16 protein-coding genes and 1 pseudogene (1 of these 17 only partly in view) are annotated in these 16,389 nt (G+C 51.8%); 9 read left to right on the top strand and 8 right to left on the bottom strand.

Annotated elements, in window-relative coordinates; genetic code table 11:
* The first annotated feature begins 39 nt into the window (after window positions 1–39).
* The gene (cysM, locus tag OGX92_RS06330; RefSeq protein WP_003835014.1) at window positions 40–951 is read left to right on the top strand and encodes a cysteine synthase CysM; all 912 of its coding nucleotides are present in this window, start codon (window positions 40–42) and stop codon (window positions 949–951) included.
* A 91-nt stretch (window positions 952–1,042) separates the two neighbouring features.
* Here cysM and OGX92_RS06335 read toward each other — a convergent pair whose 3' ends face one another.
* Entirely contained in the window at window positions 1,043–1,759 is a 717-nt protein-coding gene (locus OGX92_RS06335) for a type 1 glutamine amidotransferase (protein ID WP_003835011.1), read from the bottom strand.
* 13 nt (window positions 1,760–1,772) lie between these two features.
* Window positions 1,773–3,065: a MocR-like B6 salvage transcription factor PtsJ gene (ptsJ, locus tag OGX92_RS06340; protein WP_063941682.1), complete on the bottom strand. Its 1,293-nt coding sequence runs from the start codon at window positions 3,063–3,065 to the stop codon at window positions 1,773–1,775.
* A gap of 82 nt (window positions 3,066–3,147) precedes the next feature.
* Here ptsJ and pdxK point away from each other — a divergent pair, with 82 nt between their 5' ends.
* On the top strand, window positions 3,148–4,014 hold the full coding sequence (gene pdxK / locus OGX92_RS06345) for a pyridoxine/pyridoxal/pyridoxamine kinase (protein ID WP_125112664.1): 867 nt from the start codon (window positions 3,148–3,150) through the stop codon (window positions 4,012–4,014).
* The gene (locus OGX92_RS06350; protein ID WP_125112663.1) at window positions 4,011–4,250 is read left to right on the top strand and encodes a cytoplasmic protein; all 240 of its coding nucleotides are present in this window, start codon (window positions 4,011–4,013) and stop codon (window positions 4,248–4,250) included. The genes pdxK and OGX92_RS06350 overlap by 4 nt, the downstream gene beginning before the upstream one ends.
* Before the next feature lie 148 nt (window positions 4,251–4,398).
* Here OGX92_RS06350 and crr read toward each other — a convergent pair whose 3' ends face one another.
* The 5 genes from crr to cysZ form a co-directional block, all read right to left on the bottom strand.
* Window positions 4,399–4,908 (bottom strand): PTS glucose transporter subunit IIA, encoded by a 510-nt coding sequence (gene crr / locus OGX92_RS06355; protein WP_000522253.1) that lies wholly within the window; start codon window positions 4,906–4,908, stop codon window positions 4,399–4,401.
* Window positions 4,909–4,948: 40 nt separating this feature from the next.
* Window positions 4,949–6,676 carry a phosphoenolpyruvate-protein phosphotransferase PtsI gene (ptsI, locus tag OGX92_RS06360; RefSeq protein WP_003834993.1) on the bottom strand — a complete coding sequence of 576 codons (1,728 nt, stop codon included), beginning with the start codon at window positions 6,674–6,676 and terminating at the stop codon, window positions 4,949–4,951.
* Window positions 6,677–6,721: 45 nt separating this feature from the next.
* Window positions 6,722–6,979: a phosphocarrier protein Hpr gene (ptsH, locus tag OGX92_RS06365; protein WP_002913505.1), complete on the bottom strand. Its 258-nt coding sequence runs from the start codon at window positions 6,977–6,979 to the stop codon at window positions 6,722–6,724.
* Window positions 6,980–7,362: 383 nt separating this feature from the next.
* Window positions 7,363–8,334, bottom strand: coding sequence for a cysteine synthase A (cysK, locus tag OGX92_RS06370; RefSeq protein ID WP_003038091.1), 972 nt, complete (start codon window positions 8,332–8,334; stop codon window positions 7,363–7,365).
* A 163-nt stretch (window positions 8,335–8,497) separates the two neighbouring features.
* Window positions 8,498–9,259, bottom strand: coding sequence for a sulfate transporter CysZ (gene cysZ, locus OGX92_RS06375; protein ID WP_003834927.1), 762 nt, complete (start codon window positions 9,257–9,259; stop codon window positions 8,498–8,500).
* A 230-nt stretch (window positions 9,260–9,489) separates the two neighbouring features.
* Here cysZ and zipA point away from each other — a divergent pair, with 230 nt between their 5' ends.
* From zipA to OGX92_RS06390, 3 genes are all read left to right on the top strand, one after another.
* Entirely contained in the window at window positions 9,490–10,503 is a 1,014-nt protein-coding gene (gene zipA, locus OGX92_RS06380; RefSeq protein WP_003834924.1) for a cell division protein ZipA, read from the top strand.
* Window positions 10,504–10,574: 71 nt separating this feature from the next.
* Window positions 10,575–12,590 carry an NAD-dependent DNA ligase LigA gene (gene ligA, locus OGX92_RS06385; protein WP_060683464.1) on the top strand — a complete coding sequence of 672 codons (2,016 nt, stop codon included), beginning with the start codon at window positions 10,575–10,577 and terminating at the stop codon, window positions 12,588–12,590.
* Window position 12,591: 1 nt separating this feature from the next.
* Entirely contained in the window at window positions 12,592–12,810 is a 219-nt protein-coding gene (locus tag OGX92_RS06390; protein ID WP_003038102.1) for a DUF3820 family protein, read from the top strand.
* Here the strand turns inward: OGX92_RS06390 and OGX92_RS06395 are convergent.
* Window positions 12,807–13,805 carry a bile acid:sodium symporter family protein gene (locus tag OGX92_RS06395; RefSeq protein WP_286586335.1) on the bottom strand — a complete coding sequence of 333 codons (999 nt, stop codon included), beginning with the start codon at window positions 13,803–13,805 and terminating at the stop codon, window positions 12,807–12,809. The genes OGX92_RS06390 and OGX92_RS06395 overlap by 4 nt on opposite strands.
* Before the next feature lie 89 nt (window positions 13,806–13,894).
* On the opposite strand from OGX92_RS06395, the gene OGX92_RS06400 reads away from it, so the two are divergent.
* The 3 genes and pseudogenes from OGX92_RS06400 to OGX92_RS06410 form a co-directional block, all read left to right on the top strand.
* The gene (locus tag OGX92_RS06400; RefSeq protein WP_003834913.1) at window positions 13,895–14,821 is read left to right on the top strand and encodes a LysR family transcriptional regulator; all 927 of its coding nucleotides are present in this window, start codon (window positions 13,895–13,897) and stop codon (window positions 14,819–14,821) included.
* Window positions 14,822–15,250: 429 nt separating this feature from the next.
* A complete protein-coding gene (locus tag OGX92_RS06405) occupies window positions 15,251–16,285 on the top strand; it encodes a YVTN family beta-propeller repeat protein (RefSeq protein ID WP_286586336.1) in 1,035 nt (344 codons plus the stop codon).
* 33 nt (window positions 16,286–16,318) lie between these two features.
* Window positions 16,319–16,389, top strand: a pseudogene (locus OGX92_RS06410) (IS1-like element transposase); its annotated part runs 224 nt beyond the window's last position; the annotation flags it as partial.

Here is a 16,389-nt window from a genome sequence, read left to right on the forward strand (position 1 = left end):
AAGCACAGCGCCACCCGGCATTTTTATTGAGCTGAAAACGTGAACACATTAGAACAAACAATTGGCAATACGCCTCTGGTGAAATTACAACGTCTGGCGCCAGATAACGGCAGTGAAATTTGGGTCAAGCTGGAAGGCAATAATCCCGCAGGTTCGGTGAAAGACCGCGCCGCGTTGTCGATGATCGTCGAAGCGGAAAAGCGCGGAGAAATTAAGCCAGGCGACGTGCTGATTGAGGCTACCAGCGGTAATACCGGAATCGCGCTGGCAATGATCGCCGCGCTGAAGGGCTACCGCATGAAGCTGCTGATGCCAGACAACATGAGTCAGGAGCGCCGTGCGGCGATGCGCGCCTATGGTGCCGAGCTGATTCTGGTCACCAAAGAGCAGGGGATGGAAGGCGCGCGCGATTTAGCCCTTGAAATGGCGCAGCGTGGAGAAGGCAAGCTGCTGGATCAGTTTAATAATCCGGATAACCCGTACGCGCATTACACCACCACTGGACCGGAAATCTGGCAGCAGACGTCAGGTCGTATTACCCACTTTGTCTCCAGTATGGGAACGACAGGCACCATTACCGGTGTGTCGCGTTTTCTGCGTGAGCAAGAAAAAGCGGTCACTATCGTTGGCCTGCAGCCGGAAGAGGGCAGTAGTATTCCGGGAATTCGCCGCTGGCCTGCGGAATATATGCCGGGCATTTTTAACGCCTCGCTGGTGGATGAGGTGCTGGATATTCACCAGAACGATGCGGAAAACACCATGCGTGAACTGGCCGTGCGCGAAGGGATTTTCTGTGGTGTCAGTTCTGGTGGCGCGGTAGCGGGGGCGTTACGTGTAGCGCGCGCGACACCGGGAGCGGTGGTGGTGGCGATCATCTGCGATCGCGGCGATCGCTACCTTTCAACCGGCGTGTTTGGCGAAGAGCACTTTAACCAGGGATTAGGGATTTAGTTTTCAGGCCTGATAATCATAGCGCTATCAGGCAAACGTACGGCACGAGCGCCGGATGACGACGTAAAGCGTCTTATCCGGCCTGCCATAATCAATCGTTACGTTTTTCCACAAGCTTATCTAGGAATTGCCACAGCTTCTCATTCATCTGCTGATAATCCCATGCTCGCATCTCTTCAACGGAACGGATGAAGCGCTTGCCTTTAGCTTCCGCCAGTTCTTGTTCGGAGTGTTGAATAAGCCCTTCTATAGCATCAGCCGTAAACTCCATATGGCACTGAAAACCATAAACAAAATTACCGTATTGCACGATTTGTCGTGGGCAGCCCTCGCTGGCAGCAAGAATTGTCGCCTGGTCGGTTAATCCTGGCATGTCGTTGTGCCAGTGACCGACGGTAAGCGGTGAGCCGAAATGGCTGAACAGCGGGTGCTGTTGACCGGCTTCGGTCAGAACGATAGGGTAGTGACCAATCTCTTTTTCCGGACTCTGGCACACCTTCGCACCCAGCGCTTCGCCGATTAACTGTGAACCCAGGCAGATCCCCACCACAATTTTACGTGCTGCAATCGCCTGGTTGATCAGATGCTGCTCGGCCTGAGAATCAAAGTACGGGCACTCTGCCAGCGTGGTTCGTGGTGACTGCGGACCGCCAAACACCACCAACATATCAAAATCATCGGCGTTCGCAGGGACCGCTTCTCCGGCATAAACGCGCGACCAGGTGACGCTATAACCGCGTGATTCGGCCCACGGCAGATACGCGCCAGCAGATTCGAAAGACTCATGAATAACAAAATGAACTCGCACTTTTTCTCTCCTGTTAGCGTTTTAGCGCCTGATGAATATCAGCCGCCAGCTTATCAATGTCGCTGTCAGTTAAGGTTGACAGCGTAATACGCAGGCCGTGGGCAGGCGTATTGACGCCAAACACTTCGCCTTCCCGCACCAGCCAGCCGGACTTCGCCAGCGCAAAAGCGATTGCCTGGCTGTTATTTTCCAGCGGTAGCCACATATTCAGACCGTCACCAACGGGTAACTCAATGCCATGTCGCCGCAGTGCTGCCGCCAACGTTTGCTGCTGGGCGGCGTAAAACTGCTGAGTTTGCGCCAGCGTGTGTTGATAAGTCTCGTCACTCAGGCAGGCGCAGGCCAAATCCTGCAGCAGATGGCTGACCCACTGACTGCCGGAGTTGAGCCGTAAACGTAGCTTCCCTGAAGTGAGCGGATCGCTGGCCACAATGGCCAGGCGTAAATCCGGACCTAACGTTTTGGACATCGAACGGACAATCGCCCAGTGCGTGGTTTCCTTCGCAATCACCGGATACCAGTGGCAAGCAGATAGCAGCGCAAAGTGGTCGTCGACGATCACCAGCGTCTGCGGATAGCGGGCCAGGATTTCCTGCAATTGCGCCGCGCGGGATGCGTTCAGGCTGCATCCTGTGGGGTTATGCGCGCGCGGTGTCAGAATCACCGCCCGCGCACCTTTCTGTAGCGCGAGTTCCAGTTGGTCCGGCAGCATACCTTCGTGGTCAACATTGGCCGGACTGGCGGAGAAACCAGCATAACGCAGCATGTTGATGCTGCTCAAAAAGCACGGATCTTCTACGACAACGCTATCACCAGGCAGTAAATGGGCGCACAGTAGCCGTTCGATAGCATCAATGGCGCCGCTGGTGATATCAATTTCCCCTTTGCCGGGCATTGCATTTTGCATCCATTGTGATGCCCACGCCTTAAGTCCAGGTGATACAGCGGCATCGCCATACAACCGCGGACTCTTATTTATCTTTGCGAAATAACTACTCAGGTCAGGAAGACGCGAGGGCGCTGGGTTACCGCCGGAAAGATCGATAAGCGGGGTATTCGGATTACCACCTTCCAACGCAACGGGGGCAGTAATCCCCTTAATCACCGTGCCGTTGCGTCCCAGGCTCTGCGCCAACCCGGAGGTGACCAGGCGTTTGTAAGCCGCCGCGACAGTATTGCGGTTCACGTTTAATTCCGTTGCCAGTTCCCGCACTGGCGGCAACGTTTCGCCTGCTGCCAGCGTGCCTGTAGTGACATGTTGACGGATACTGTCAAAAATTTCGTTAGCGGTTTTTCCGTCGATCATTATTGACCTATGACAAAATGAATTTTAGCATATGACGATAATAGTGAGGCGTAGGCCCGCTGTCCAGAGAGAGGAGAAATTTATGGAGCAGGAGAGTGATATCCAGTCAGTGCTCTTTGACGACACGAATCGGGCGTTACAGACCGATATCGTCGCCGTCCAGTCACAGGTGGTGTATGGCAGCGTAGGCAACAGCATCGCCGTCCCGGCCATTAAAGCGCAGGGGTTACGCGTGACGGCAGTACCCACGGTGCTGTTCAGTAATACCCCGCATTATGAAACCTTTTACGGCGGCGTTATTCCGTCTGACTGGTTTAGCGGCTATCTCCGCGCCTTAAGCGAGCGTGATGCCTTGCGTGAGCTGAAGGCGGTGACTACAGGATACATGGGCAGCGCAGAGCAAATCGCCTTGCTGGCACAGTGGCTGGAAACCGTTCGGGCAACGCATCCGGACCTGTGCATTTTGGTCGACCCCGTGATTGGCGATACGGATAGCGGTATGTATGTCAAAGCCGAAATCCCGGAGGCTTATCGTCAGCACCTGCTGCCGCTGGCGCAGGGGCTGACGCCGAACGTGTTCGAGCTGCAAATGCTGAGCGGAAAGCCGTGTCGTACGCTTGATGAAGCCATTACGGCGGCACAATCACTGCTCACTGACACCCTGAAATGGGTGGTAATTACCAGCGCACCGGGGGATAGCGAAGAGATTATTAACGTTGCGGTGGTGACGGCTGAAACGGTTGAGGTGTTAGCCCATCCGCGAGTGAAAACGGATCTGAAGGGGACTGGCGATCTGTTTTGTGCAGAGCTGGTGAGCGGCCTTGTACTGGGGAAAGCGCTGACGACCGCGACTCACGACGCCGCGCAGCGGGTGCTGGACGTGATGACGTGGACGCACCTGTGCGGTTGTGATGAATTAATTCTGCCACCGGCAGGGGAGGCGCGATGAAGAGTTACCGGCTGGTAGTTCGCCAGAATGGGCGTATGGTTGGACATTTTGACACCAACGGGGCAGCAGCGCTGGAAGATATCTGTGTAGCGCGGGCGATGTTTGGTATTACGGGTGGCTACGATTGTGAACTGTTAGTGGCAGACTCGGAGCGACGGATGCTGGAAAGCGGGCCGGAAGGGATGAAGATTTTGATGCGCGAGGCGTGTTATCGACCGGTCACCTTACAGATTTAATGCCGGATGGCGGCGAGAACGTCTTATCCGGCCTACGTTACGGAGTTTGTTGTAGGCCGGATAAGCGTAGCGCCATCCGGCAGGGTTTTGATAACCATCAGATAAAAAAAATGGCGCCTGCTGGCGCCATTTTTCTCTGCAAAAAGAATTACTTCTTGATGCGGATAACCGGAGTCTCACCCACTGTCACGCTACCGGACAGTTTGATCAGCTCTTTGATTTCGTCCATGTTGGAGATAACAACCGGAGTCAGGGTAGACTTGGCTTTTTCTTCCAGCAGCGGCAGATCGAATTCAATAACCGGGTCGCCCACTTTCACGCGCTGACCTTCTTCAGCGATGCGTTTGAAGCCTTCGCCTTTCAGTTCAACGGTATCAATACCGAAGTGAACAAACAGCTCAATGCCGCTGTCGGATTCGATAGAGAAAGCGTGGTTAGTTTCAAAGATTTTGCCGATGGTGCCATCAACAGGAGCAACCATTTTGTTACCGGTTGGTTTGATAGCAATGCCATCACCAACGATTTTTTCAGCAAAAACTACATCCGGCACGTCTTCGATGTTGACGATCTCGCCAGAGAGCGGAGCAACGATCTCAATAGTTCCGGTGTCTTTCTTATCATCAGAAACCAGAGATTTCAGTTTATCGAACAAACCCATGATCTTCTCCTAAGCAGTAAATTGGGCCGCATCTCGTGGATTAGCAGATTGTTTTTTCTTCAATGAACTTGTTAACCAGCGTCATTAACTCGTCCGTTGTCGGTTGAGCAAGAGCCTGCTCTGCTAACACCTTCGCATCTTCGAAGTTCGTGTTACGGATAATCTTCTTAATGCGCGGGATAGAAATGGCGCTCATAGAGAATTCGTCCAGACCCATCCCCAGCAACAGAAGTGTAGCACGTTCGTCGCCTGCAAGCTCACCACACATGCCAGTCCATTTGCCTTCAGCATGAGAAGCATCAATAACTTGCTTGATCAGCGTCAGCACAGATGGCGACATCGGTTGGTAAAGGTGTGAAATCATATCATTACCACGGTCAACTGCCAGGGTGTACTGCGTTAAATCATTGGTGCCGATACTAAAGAAATCAACTTCTTTGGCTAAATGACGCGCAATTGTTGCCGCAGCTGGTGTTTCCACCATCACGCCAATCTCAATGCTCTCGTCAAATGCTTTACCTTCGTCGCGCAGTTCCTGTTTGTAGATTTCGATCTCTTTGCGCAGTGCACGCACTTCTTCAACAGAGATGATCATTGGGAACATGATACGCAGTTTGCCGAAAGCAGAGGCGCGCAGGATAGCGCGAACCTGGTCACGCAGGATCTCTTTACGATCCATGGCGATACGCACGGCACGCCAGCCCAGGAACGGGTTCTCTTCTTTCGGGAAGTTCATGTACGGCAGTTCTTTATCGCCGCCGATGTCCATGGTACGGACGATGACCGCCTGAGAGCCACAGGCTTCAGCAACGGCTTTATACGCAGCAAACTGTTCTTCTTCAGTTGGCAGCGATTCACGGTCCATGAACAGGAATTCGGTGCGGTACAGACCCACACCTTCAGCGCCGTTACGCTCAGCGCCTTCAACGTCACGAACGGTACCGATGTTGGCGCAAACTTCAACCTGATGTCCGTCCAGCGTGATAGCCGGCAGATCTTTCAGCTTAGCGAGTTCCGCTTTCTCGGTTGCAACCTGCTCCTGAACGGCACGCAGTTGATCAATAACGTCGTTGGTCGGATTGACGTAAACCTGATTGTTTACGGCATCCAGAATCAGATAGTCGTCGTTTTTCACCTGAGAGGTGACGTTACCCGTACCTACGATAGCAGGCAGTTCCAGAGAACGCGCCATGATTGAGGTATGGGAAGTACGTCCGCCCGCGTCAGTGATAAAACCCAGCACCTTGTTCAGGTTCAGCTGTGCGGTTTCTGACGGGGTCAGGTCTGCGGCAACCAGGATAACTTCGTCCTGGATAGCGCTTAGGTCAATAATTGCCAGACCCAGAATGTTACGCAGCAGGCGTTTACCGATGTCACGTACGTCAGCCGCACGTTCTTTCAGGTATTCATCATCCAGCTCTTCCAGGGCTGTGGCCTGACCTTCGATAACTTCATGCGCAGCTGCATCAGCCGTCATGTGCTTATCTTTAATCAGGGCTATGATTTCCTGCTCCAGCTCCTCATCTTCGAGCAGCATGATATGCCCTTCAAAGATGGCTTCTTTTTCTTCACCGAACGTTTCACCAGCTTTGGTTTTGATCGCTTCCAGTTGCGCAGATGCCTTGGCACGACCGCTCAGAAAACGTTCAACTTCCTGATCAACCTTGTCGGCAGAAATTTTTTTCCGGTCAATGACGATCTCGTCTTCTTTCAGCAGCAATGCTTTACCGAAAGCGATACCCGGGGATGCTAAAATGCCTGAAATCATAACCCTACCTTACTTGTGACTGATATTTAAAAGAACTCGTTGAACTTACTCGAGTTCAGCCATCAGTTTAACCAGATGCTCAACTGCTTTCTGCTCGTCTTCACCTTCTGCGGACAGGGTGACAACGGTACCCTGAGTCAGGCCCAGAGTCTGCAGTTTAAACAGGCTTTTGGCGCTAGCGCTTTTGCCGTTGGAAGTCACAGTAATTTCAGAAGTAAAGCCTTTTGCTTCTTTAACAAACTGAGCAGCAGGGCGAGTATGCAGACCGTTCGGAGCGGTAATGGTAACTTCTTGCTGGAACATTATATTTCCCCAACTTATAGGTTTAGTGTTGTGGAACTAAAGTCTAGCCTGGCGGCTCAACTTTAGCCTGTATTGTTAGCATCGGCGTAAACTGGACGCGACACAAAAGGAGTTCGGTGCAATCCGTTGCTGGCAACTTCTTGCCGCTGACGTTTCGTTCGTCATTAAACATTATGCCGCGAAAGGAAGAGTTGAACCAAATCATAAAATCGATTCAGCTAGCGCTTTTCCTGTAACGATTAATTTCGCGCATCAAAATAATTAGTTTGGTTAAATACCAGTTCCGGCGGGTTGAATCAATGCCAGGCGAGTTGAAACTTTGAAGCAGGCCACAAAAAAGCACCCAAAAGGGTGCTTTTTTACGCGTTTTTAACATGCTGGCACTACTGTTGCAGTTCTTTCTCTGTAAAGAGATCGGCAAACAGTGCTGTGCTCAGATAACGCTCACCCGATGACGGTAGAATAACCACTATATTCTTATTGGTAAAGGTTTCATCTTCCTGGAGCTTAAGCGCGGCAGCAACCGCAGCACCGGAAGAGATCCCAGCCAGAATACCTTCTTCTTCCATCAGACGACGCGCAGTAGAAATAGCTTCATCATTAGTGATGGCAACGACTTTATCGATAAGCTTCAGATCAAGGTTACCCGGAATGAAGCCAGCGCCGATGCCCTGAATTTTATGCGGGCCTGGTTTGAGTTCTTCACCTGCCAGCGCCTGGGCGATAACAGGGGAGTCGGTAGGTTCAACCGCGACGGTGATCAGATCGGTTTTGCCTTTAGTGCCTTTAATGTAACGGGTCACACCAGTCAACGTACCGCCGGTACCAACGCCAGAAATAAAGACATCAACCTGGCCATCGGTATCTTCCCAGATTTCCGGGCCGGTAGTTTTTTCGTGGATTTCCGGGTTTGCCGGGTTGCTGAACTGCTGCAGCAGCAGGAATTTTTCCGGATCGCTGGCCACAATTTCTTCCGCTTTCTGAATCGCGCCCTTCATACCTTTTGCGCCTTCGGTCAGCACCAGGTTCGCGCCCAGCGCTTTTAAGAGCTTGCGGCGCTCAATGCTCATGGTTTCAGGCATGGTCAGAGTCAGTTTGTAACCGCGAGCTGCGGCAACGTAGGCCAGCGCAATCCCTGTGTTGCCGCTGGTTGGTTCGACCAGCTCTACACCCGGTTTAAGTACACCTCGTTTTTCGGCATCCCAAATCATGTTGGCACCGATACGGCATTTGACGCTAAAGCTTGGGTTGCGTGATTCCACCTTCGCCAGAATGCGTCCGTTACCGATACGGTTCAGTCGAACCAGCGGCGTATGACCGATAGTCAGCGAGTTGTCTTCAAAAATCTTACTCATGGCCTGTCCTTAACTGTATGAAATTGGGATACCGCTTCAGCATACCTGTTGAGAAAGTATGGGGAAGTAAGGAATTCGTATATCTATATGCCACCAGGAAATAATGCGTTGCAGTATGGAATAAGAGCGGGCATAAGCCAGCCCGCTTTTACACATTTTTGCATTACTTCCATAACGCGTGCTTAGCACGATAGCAGTCTACCCACATCGCCGTGGCACCACAAACCGCAACTGGCATGATGAACAGATTGAGCACCGGAATCATGGTGAACAGGCTGGTCAATGCGCCAAATTGCATATTGGTGACCTTGCGTGTGCGCAGCGCGACGCGCATCTCCTTAAAAGGCACCTTATGGTTATCAAACGGATAATCGCAGTACTGAATGGCCAGCATCCACGCGCTGAACAGGAACCACAGCACCGGGGCTACGGTCTGACCAATACCCGGAATGAAATAGAGGATCAGCAACACGACGGCGCGCGGGAGATACCACGCCAGCTTTTGCCATTCACGTTTCATAATACGGGGAACATCTTTCATGATGCCGAGAACGCCGGTGTCAGGCGGTGTTGCGCCCGTTAAGCGCGCTTCCAGTTGTTCAGCCAGCAGACCGTTAAACGGCGCTGCAATCCAGTTGGCTATGGTGGAAAACAGGTAGCCGAACACCAGTAGTACGGAGATAGTGACAATCGGCCAGAGCAAGTAGCTGAGCCACTGAAGCCAGTCAGGGACGTGACTCATCAGCGCGGGGATCCAGCTATCGAGTTGTGTGAATAGCCACCAGAATGCGCCGCCCATCAGCAGGATATTCACCAGCAAAGGCAGGATGACAAAGCGACGAATGCCCGGTAGGGTGATGAGCTTCCATCCCTGTGAAAAGTAATAAAGGCCGCTGCGAGGTACGACTGCAGATGATGAAACCATGGTCAGGACATACTCCTTGTTATATAAGCTCTGGTAAACTTTGCGTATCTTACCGGGTTGTTGAGCGTTAAGCTGTTCAGAAATGTTCGAAAAAACAGCAAAAAGCACAATTTTGTTCATCTTTATGCCGTGAAAGCCAAGAGTGCACTTGCACTTGGCGTAATCGACAAATACTCTTAGTGAGTAAATGTTTGCCGTGGTGGCAAGGTGTTAGAACAACAGAGAATATAATGATGCAGGATTTGCGTCTGATATTAATCATTGTTGGCGCGATCGCCATAATCGCTTTACTGGTACATGGTTTTTGGACTAGCCGTAAAGAGCGGTCTTCTATATTCCGCGATCGCCCACTGAAACGCATGAAGTCTAAACGTGAAGACGAGGATTCGTTCGACGACAACGTCGAGGAAGACGAAGGCGTGGGCGAAGTTCGCGTTCATCGTGTGAATCATGCTCCCGGTAACGCGCAGGAACATGGTGTTCCTCCTCAGTCGCCGCAACACCAGTACCAGCCGCCTTATGCGTCTGCTCAGCCGCGTCAACCCGCGCCGCAGCCTGCACAAGCGCCGGTACCGCCGCCGCATGCTCAGCAGCAGCCGCAGCCTGTACAACCGCAGCAGCCGGTGCAGCATCAGCCTGTTCAGCAACAACCTGCGCAGCAGCCGATGCAGCATCAGCCCGTTGCTCCGCAGGTTCAGCAGCCCGTGCAGCAAGCACCGCAACCTGCGCCGCAGGCTTTCCAGCCCGCAGAGCCTGCCGTTGAACATCAACCTCAGCCTGAGCCGGTAGTTGAAGAAGCGCCTGTTGCTGAAAAACCGCAGCGTAAAGAAGCGGTCATTATTATGAACGTTGCGGCGCATCACGGTAGTGAGCTCAACGGTGAAGTGCTGCTCAACAGCATTCAGCAAGCCGGTTTTAAATTTGGCGACATGAATATTTTCCATCGTCATTTGAGTCCGGATGGCAGCGGTCCTTCGCTGTTCAGCCTTGCCAATATGGTTAACCCAGGAACGTTTGACCCCGAAATGACGGGTGATTTCAGCACCCCTGGCGTGACTATTTTTATGCAGGTTCCGTCCTACGGTGACGAGCTGCAAAACTTTAAGCTGATGCTGCAGTCCGCACAGCACATTGCCGATGAAGTGGGTGGTGTGGTGCTCGACGATCAACGTCGTATGATGACGCCGCAGAAACTGCGCGAGTATCAGGACCGCATCCGCGAAGTTAAAGAATCTCACGCCTGATTCTCCTCTGGCGTGACATATCCTTGCTAAACCCCCGCCTGTCGGGGGTTTTTTATCATTGATGGTGCGATATGGAATCAATCGAACAACAACTGACAGAACTGCGAACCACGCTTCGCCATCATGAGTATCTCTACCATGTGATGGATGCGCCGGAAATTCCCGATGCGGAATACGATCGCCTGATGCGTGAACTGCGCGAGCTGGAAGCGCAGCATCCGGAACTTATCACCCCCGACTCGCCAACCCAGCGCGTAGGCGCCGCTCCGTTAGCAGCGTTCAGCCAGATTCGCCATGAAGTGCCAATGCTGTCGCTGGATAACGTGTTTGATGAAGAGAGTTTTCTCGCCTTCAACAAGCGCGTGCAGGACAGACTGAAGAGTACGGACAAACTAACCTGGTGCTGCGAACTGAAGCTGGACGGGCTGGCGGTCAGTATCCTGTATGAAAACGGTGTGCTGGTCAGTGCCGCAACGCGTGGTGATGGTACTACGGGTGAGGATATTACCTCGAACGTGCGCACCATTCGTGCGATCCCGTTAAAACTGCGTGGCGATAACATTCCGACGCGTCTGGAAGTGCGCGGTGAAGTGTTCCTGCCGCAGGCCGGGTTTGAAAAAATTAACGAAGAGGCCCGCCGTACTGGCAACAAAGTGTTTGCTAACCCGCGTAACGCGGCGGCCGGGTCATTGCGCCAGCTCGATCCGCGTATCACAGCGAAGCGACCGCTTACTTTCTTCTGCTATGGCGTCGGTGTGCTGGAAGGTGGTGTGCTGCCTGATACCCACCTGGGCCGTCTGCTGCAATTTAAAGAGTGGGGATTGCCGGTGAGCGACAGAGTTACGCTTTGCGACTCTCCGGAGGAAGTACTTGCTTACTATCACAAGGTTGAAGAAGACCGACCGACGCTGGGATTCGATATCGACGGTGTGGTGATCAAAGTCAACTCCATGGTATTGCAAGAGCAACTGGGTTTTGTTGCCCGCGCGCCGCGCTGGGCGGTGGCCTTTAAGTTCCCGGCGCAAGAGCAGATGACCTTCGTACGTGATGTTGAGTTTCAGGTTGGACGCACCGGGGCGATTACGCCTGTCGCTCGCCTTGAGCCAGTTCAGGTTGCCGGGGTGTTGGTCAGTAACGCCACCTTGCACAATGCGGATGAAATTGAGCGTCTTGGTTTGCGTATTGGCGATAAAGTCGTCATTCGCCGTGCGGGCGATGTCATCCCGCAGGTAGTGAACGTCGTGCTTTCCGAACGCCCGGACGATACGCGTGAAATTGAGTTTCCCACCCACTGTCCGGTATGCAACTCTGACGTTGAGCGTGTGGAAGGCGAAGCGGTCACACGCTGTACCGGTGGTTTAATCTGCGGAGCGCAGCGTAAGGAATCGCTGAAACACTTCGTTTCCCGCCGCGCGCTGGACGTTGACGGCATGGGCGACAAAATTATCGATCAACTGGTCGAGAAAGAGTATGTCCACACGCCAGCGGATCTCTTCACACTGACCGCAGGCAAGCTGACCGGTCTTGATCGTATGGGGCCGAAATCGGCACAAAACGTGGTGAATGCGCTGGAAAAAGCGAAAGAAACAACGTTTGCCCGTTTCCTCTACGCGCTGGGTATTCGCGAAGTCGGCGAAGCTACGGCGGCTGGTCTGGCGGCACATTTTGGCACCCTTGAGGCGCTGGAAGCGGCCTCTATTGAAGAGCTACAAAAAGTGCCGGATGTCGGCATTGTGGTAGCGACCCACGTGTTTAATTTCTTTGCCGAAGAGAGTAACCGCGAGGTGATCGTCCAACTGCTGGCGCAGGGTATCCATTGGCCAGCGCCGGTGGTCATCAACGCTGAAGAAATCGACAGCCCCTTCGCGGGTAAAACGGTGGTGCTGACCGGGAGTCTGAGCCTGATGTCACGCGATGACGCCAAAGCGCGACTGACTGAGTTGGGTGCAAAAGTGGCCGGTAGCGTATCGAAGAAAACCGACCTGGTGATTGCCGGTGAAGCGGCGGGGTCGAAACTGGCAAAAGCGCAGGAACTGGGTATTGCCGTGATCGATGAAGCTGAAATGATCCGCTTACTGGGTGCCTGAGATGGAAAAAGAGCAGCTGGTTGAAATCGCCAATACCGTGATGCCCTTTGGCAAATATAAAGGGCGTCGGCTGATTGATGTACCGGAAGAGTATCTGCTGTGGTTTGCCCGTAAGGATGAATTCCCGCCGGGCAAGCTCGGCGAGCTGATGCAAATCACGCTGCTGATTAAAACTGAAGGGCTGACGCAACTGGTGCAGCCCCTGAAACGCCCGCTCTAAGCCTTTGCGGAGCGGCTTTTCTGCTGCGCCTGCAATGCGTCCGTTTGTTGCTTGTAGCGACGTGCCAGCACGGCACACACCATCAGCTGAATTTGATGGAAGATCATCAACGGCAGCACCATCATTCCTATCACTGACGTCGGGAACAGAATATTTGCCATTGGGATCCCATTTGCCAGGCTCTTTTTCGATCCGCAAAAGACAATGGTGATCTCATCGGCTTTGTTGAAGCCGCATTTACGCGCAACAAAGACGTTGATGCCAATCACGATTGCCAGCAATACGATGCTGACCACCACGATAAACAGCAGCGAGCCAATCCCCACTTTGTGCCAGATCCCGTTAACCACGGCTTCACTGAAGGCGGAGTACACCACCAGCAAGATGGAGGATTGGTCCGTTTTGGCGATCCATTTTTTATGTCGGGACACCCAATTACCAATCCACGGACGTGAAAGATGTCCCAGTACGAACGGCAGCAGCAGTTGCAGCATGATTTTCCCCACCTGCTCCAGACTGCCTTCTGCGCCGTGCATATTCATTACCAGGCTAACCAGCAACGGCGAGAGAAAAATACCCAGCAGGCTGGAGGCCGAAGCGGAACACACGGCAGCGGCAACGTTACCCCCTGCCAGCGACGTAAAAGCGATTGCCGACTGCACCGTGGCCGGCAAAATACACAGGTACAGGAAACCGGTGTACAGCATCGGGTCAACATTAACCGGCGCCCACCAGGCGAACAGAACACCCAGTACCGGGAAAACAACAAACGTGCTGCACATCACCCATAGATGCAAACGCCAGTGACTACCGCCAGCAATAATGGCTTCACGCGAAAGCTTCGCCCCGTGCATAAAAAACAACAGGGCAATGGCAGCGGTGGTTAAGCCTTCAAAGAAAGGCACAAAGCCACCCTTGGCCGGGAAAAAGGACGCCAGTAATACGACCGTAATCAACGTTATCGTGAACGGATCAAGGATACGAAAAAGTTTCATAAAAGCTCCTGAAATTCGGTAGGAACATTTTGCGTTTTTCTGTTTGAGAAATAAAATTGATTTATTGCATCCATATATGAATAGAATAAATGAATTACTCTCTGCGTCAGCTCCGTATCTTTGTTACCGTCGCTCAGGCCAAAAGCTTTAGCCGGGCGGGGGATATCATTGGCTTAAGCCAGTCTGCGGTCAGCCACAGCGTTAAAGAGCTGGAAGGGCAGACGGGTGTGCGGTTGTTAGATAGAACAACGCGGGAAGTGGTGCTGACGGAAGCAGGGCACCAGTTGGCGGCTCGGCTGGAACGTATTCTGGATGAACTGCACAGCACGCTGCGTGAAGCAGGCCAGGTGGGAACGCAGTTAACCGGAACGGTGCGCGTTGCCGCCAGCCAGACAATATCAGCTCACCTTATTCCACAGTGTATTGCCCAGAGTAATCAGCTTTATCCAGCAATCGATTTTGTGCTGCACGATCGTCCGCAACAGTGGGTGCTGGAGAGTATTCGTCAGGGCGAGGTGGATTTTGGCATTGTGATAGATCCAGGTGCTGTGACCGATCTACAGTGTGAAGCGGTGTTATCCGAACCGTTCCTGCTGTTGTGTCGAGAGGATCATCCGCTAGCCCAACGCGAATGGGTAAATTGGCAGGATTTATATCATGAGCGCTTGGTATTACAGGATTACGCTTCCGGCAGTCGACCGTTGATCGATGCGGCACTGGCCCACTTTTCCATTGAGGCGAATATCGTTCAGGAGATAGGTCACCCTGCCACGCTTTTCCCGATGGTTGAGGCGGGGATTGGTATCAGCGTGCTGCCTGCGCTGGCGCTTCCTCTGCCACAGGGCAGCCATTTGCAGGTTAAACGCCTGACGCCGGTTGTGGAACGACAATTGATGCTGGCACGACGTAAAAATCGTTCTTTATCGACTGCGGCCCAGGCGCTGTGGGACGTAGTACGGATGCAGGCCAGTGAATTAACCGCCGGTCGGGCACGGGATCCTTTGTACCAGCTTTAACGATATGGCTGGTGTTTGTCATGTCGTTAAGTTTGGCTTTCAGTATCGATGAACTGATCGTTAACTTTTATATTTTTACCCGGCAGCGGACTACCTCTTTATATTTATAAATTCTCCTGCGATATTCTTAGACAATTGCTCAGCTTGCGGATTTTTAAGGCTATTTTAAATTATTACTTTTTTTTCTTGACCTTCCACTTGCTGGAAGGTTGATACTCTTTATACGCAAGTACGGATAGCAGTATCTAATACAATGATGTATAGCGATTGATTAATGAAATGACTAAGCAATTTATACAGTAGCTCGTTATAGGTAGAATTAACACGATCCCGATGGAGTAATATTAGTGACATGTTAAATAATCCTACAATAGCTGGTTGCTGAAACTAATCCGGTAAATATATTTAACTAATGGGGTATTGGCGGCGATGATAAGCAAAAATAAAATTTTAATTGCAATGCAAATTAGTATGCTGGCATGGTCTGGTTATACGTTTGCAGCAGACAGAGTGTATGTAGCAAATGAAGGTGCAGATTCAGTTAATGTACTTGATGCTGCGTCTTTAAAGACTGTAGATAAAGTACATGTTGGTAAAATGCCGCATAACGTTCAGGTGTCACCAGACAATAAAACAGTTTGGGTAACCAACCTTGGTGCTAACGGGACACATTCATCAGGCTCTGAACATATGGATATGAGTAAAGATGCTCATTCTGAGAAAATGGACATGGGCAAAGATTCTCATGCTGGCAAAAAGGAACATGGAGAAGTTTGGGTTATTAATGCCGAAAATGATACGGTTATTGCAAAACTTCCGGTTGGCGCACACCCTGCGCATGTTGTCGTCACCCCTGATGGGAAAATGGCGTATATCTCAAATAGTGCAGATAACACCATCAGCGTGATTGATGCAGAACATTTGAAAAATTTAACGACAATTAATGTAGGTAAATTCCCTCATGGCCTCAGAGTGAGTCCTGACGGTAAAGAAGTTTATATCGCGAATATGAAAGGGGGCTCGGTATCCGTTGTTGATACAACCAGTAATAAAGAAGTCGCGCAGATCCCATTAGGTAAAATGCCAGCCCAGGTAGGTTTCTCACCGGACGGAAAACTGGTGTTTGTTTCCCTGTCTGGTGAAGATGCTGTAGCGGTGATTGATACAGCAACGCGTAAAGTTGTGAAGAAAATTAATGTCGGTACCGTACCAATCCAGCTGTTTGGCACTCCGGATGGTAAAAGCATGCTGGTAACCAATCAGGGCTCGAAGAGCAAGCCGGGTAACACAATAAACATGATTGATATCGCAAGCCTTACGGTAGCGAAATCCATCACCACTGGCGATGGGGCCCATGGCGTGGTTGTCGATAAAAATGGCAAATATGCTTACGTAACTAACTCATTTGCAAACTCTGTCTCGATGATTGACATTAATGAGCGGGTGATGCTGCCAACTTACTGATTTAGTGTATGATGGTGTTTTTGAGGTGCTCCAGTGGCTTCTGTTTCTATCAGCTGTCCCTCCTGTTCAGCTACTGACGGGGTGGTGCGTAACGGCAAAAGCAC

Source organism: Citrobacter sp. Cpo089 (genome assembly GCF_030332695.1).
GTDB classification, from domain to species: Bacteria; Pseudomonadota; Gammaproteobacteria; order Enterobacterales; family Enterobacteriaceae; genus Citrobacter; species Citrobacter portucalensis.

Excerpts from the sequence above, each read along its gene's own strand:
- ptsJ (WP_063941682.1), bottom strand. The coding sequence starts at position 3,065 with ATGATCGACGGAAAAACCGCTAACGAAATTTTTGACAGTATCCGTCAA.
- pdxK (WP_125112664.1), top strand. The coding sequence starts at position 3,148 with ATGGAGCAGGAGAGTGATATCCAGTCAGTGCTCTTTGACGACACGAAT.
- OGX92_RS06350 (WP_125112663.1), top strand. The coding sequence starts at position 4,011 with ATGAAGAGTTACCGGCTGGTAGTTCGCCAGAATGGGCGTATGGTTGGA.
- crr (WP_000522253.1), bottom strand. The coding sequence starts at position 4,908 with ATGGGTTTGTTCGATAAACTGAAATCTCTGGTTTCTGATGATAAGAAA.
- ptsI (WP_003834993.1), bottom strand. The coding sequence starts at position 6,676 with ATGATTTCAGGCATTTTAGCATCCCCGGGTATCGCTTTCGGTAAAGCA.
- ptsH (WP_002913505.1), bottom strand. The coding sequence starts at position 6,979 with ATGTTCCAGCAAGAAGTTACCATTACCGCTCCGAACGGTCTGCATACT.
- cysK (WP_003038091.1), bottom strand. The coding sequence starts at position 8,334 with ATGAGTAAGATTTTTGAAGACAACTCGCTGACTATCGGTCATACGCCG.
- cysZ (WP_003834927.1), bottom strand. The coding sequence starts at position 9,259 with ATGGTTTCATCATCTGCAGTCGTACCTCGCAGCGGCCTTTATTACTTT.
- zipA (WP_003834924.1), top strand. The coding sequence starts at position 9,490 with ATGATGCAGGATTTGCGTCTGATATTAATCATTGTTGGCGCGATCGCC.
- ligA (WP_060683464.1), top strand. The coding sequence starts at position 10,575 with ATGGAATCAATCGAACAACAACTGACAGAACTGCGAACCACGCTTCGC.
- OGX92_RS06390 (WP_003038102.1), top strand. The coding sequence starts at position 12,592 with ATGGAAAAAGAGCAGCTGGTTGAAATCGCCAATACCGTGATGCCCTTT.
- OGX92_RS06395 (WP_286586335.1), bottom strand. The coding sequence starts at position 13,805 with ATGAAACTTTTTCGTATCCTTGATCCGTTCACGATAACGTTGATTACG.
- OGX92_RS06400 (WP_003834913.1), top strand. The coding sequence starts at position 13,895 with ATGAATTACTCTCTGCGTCAGCTCCGTATCTTTGTTACCGTCGCTCAG.
- OGX92_RS06405 (WP_286586336.1), top strand. The coding sequence starts at position 15,251 with ATGATAAGCAAAAATAAAATTTTAATTGCAATGCAAATTAGTATGCTG.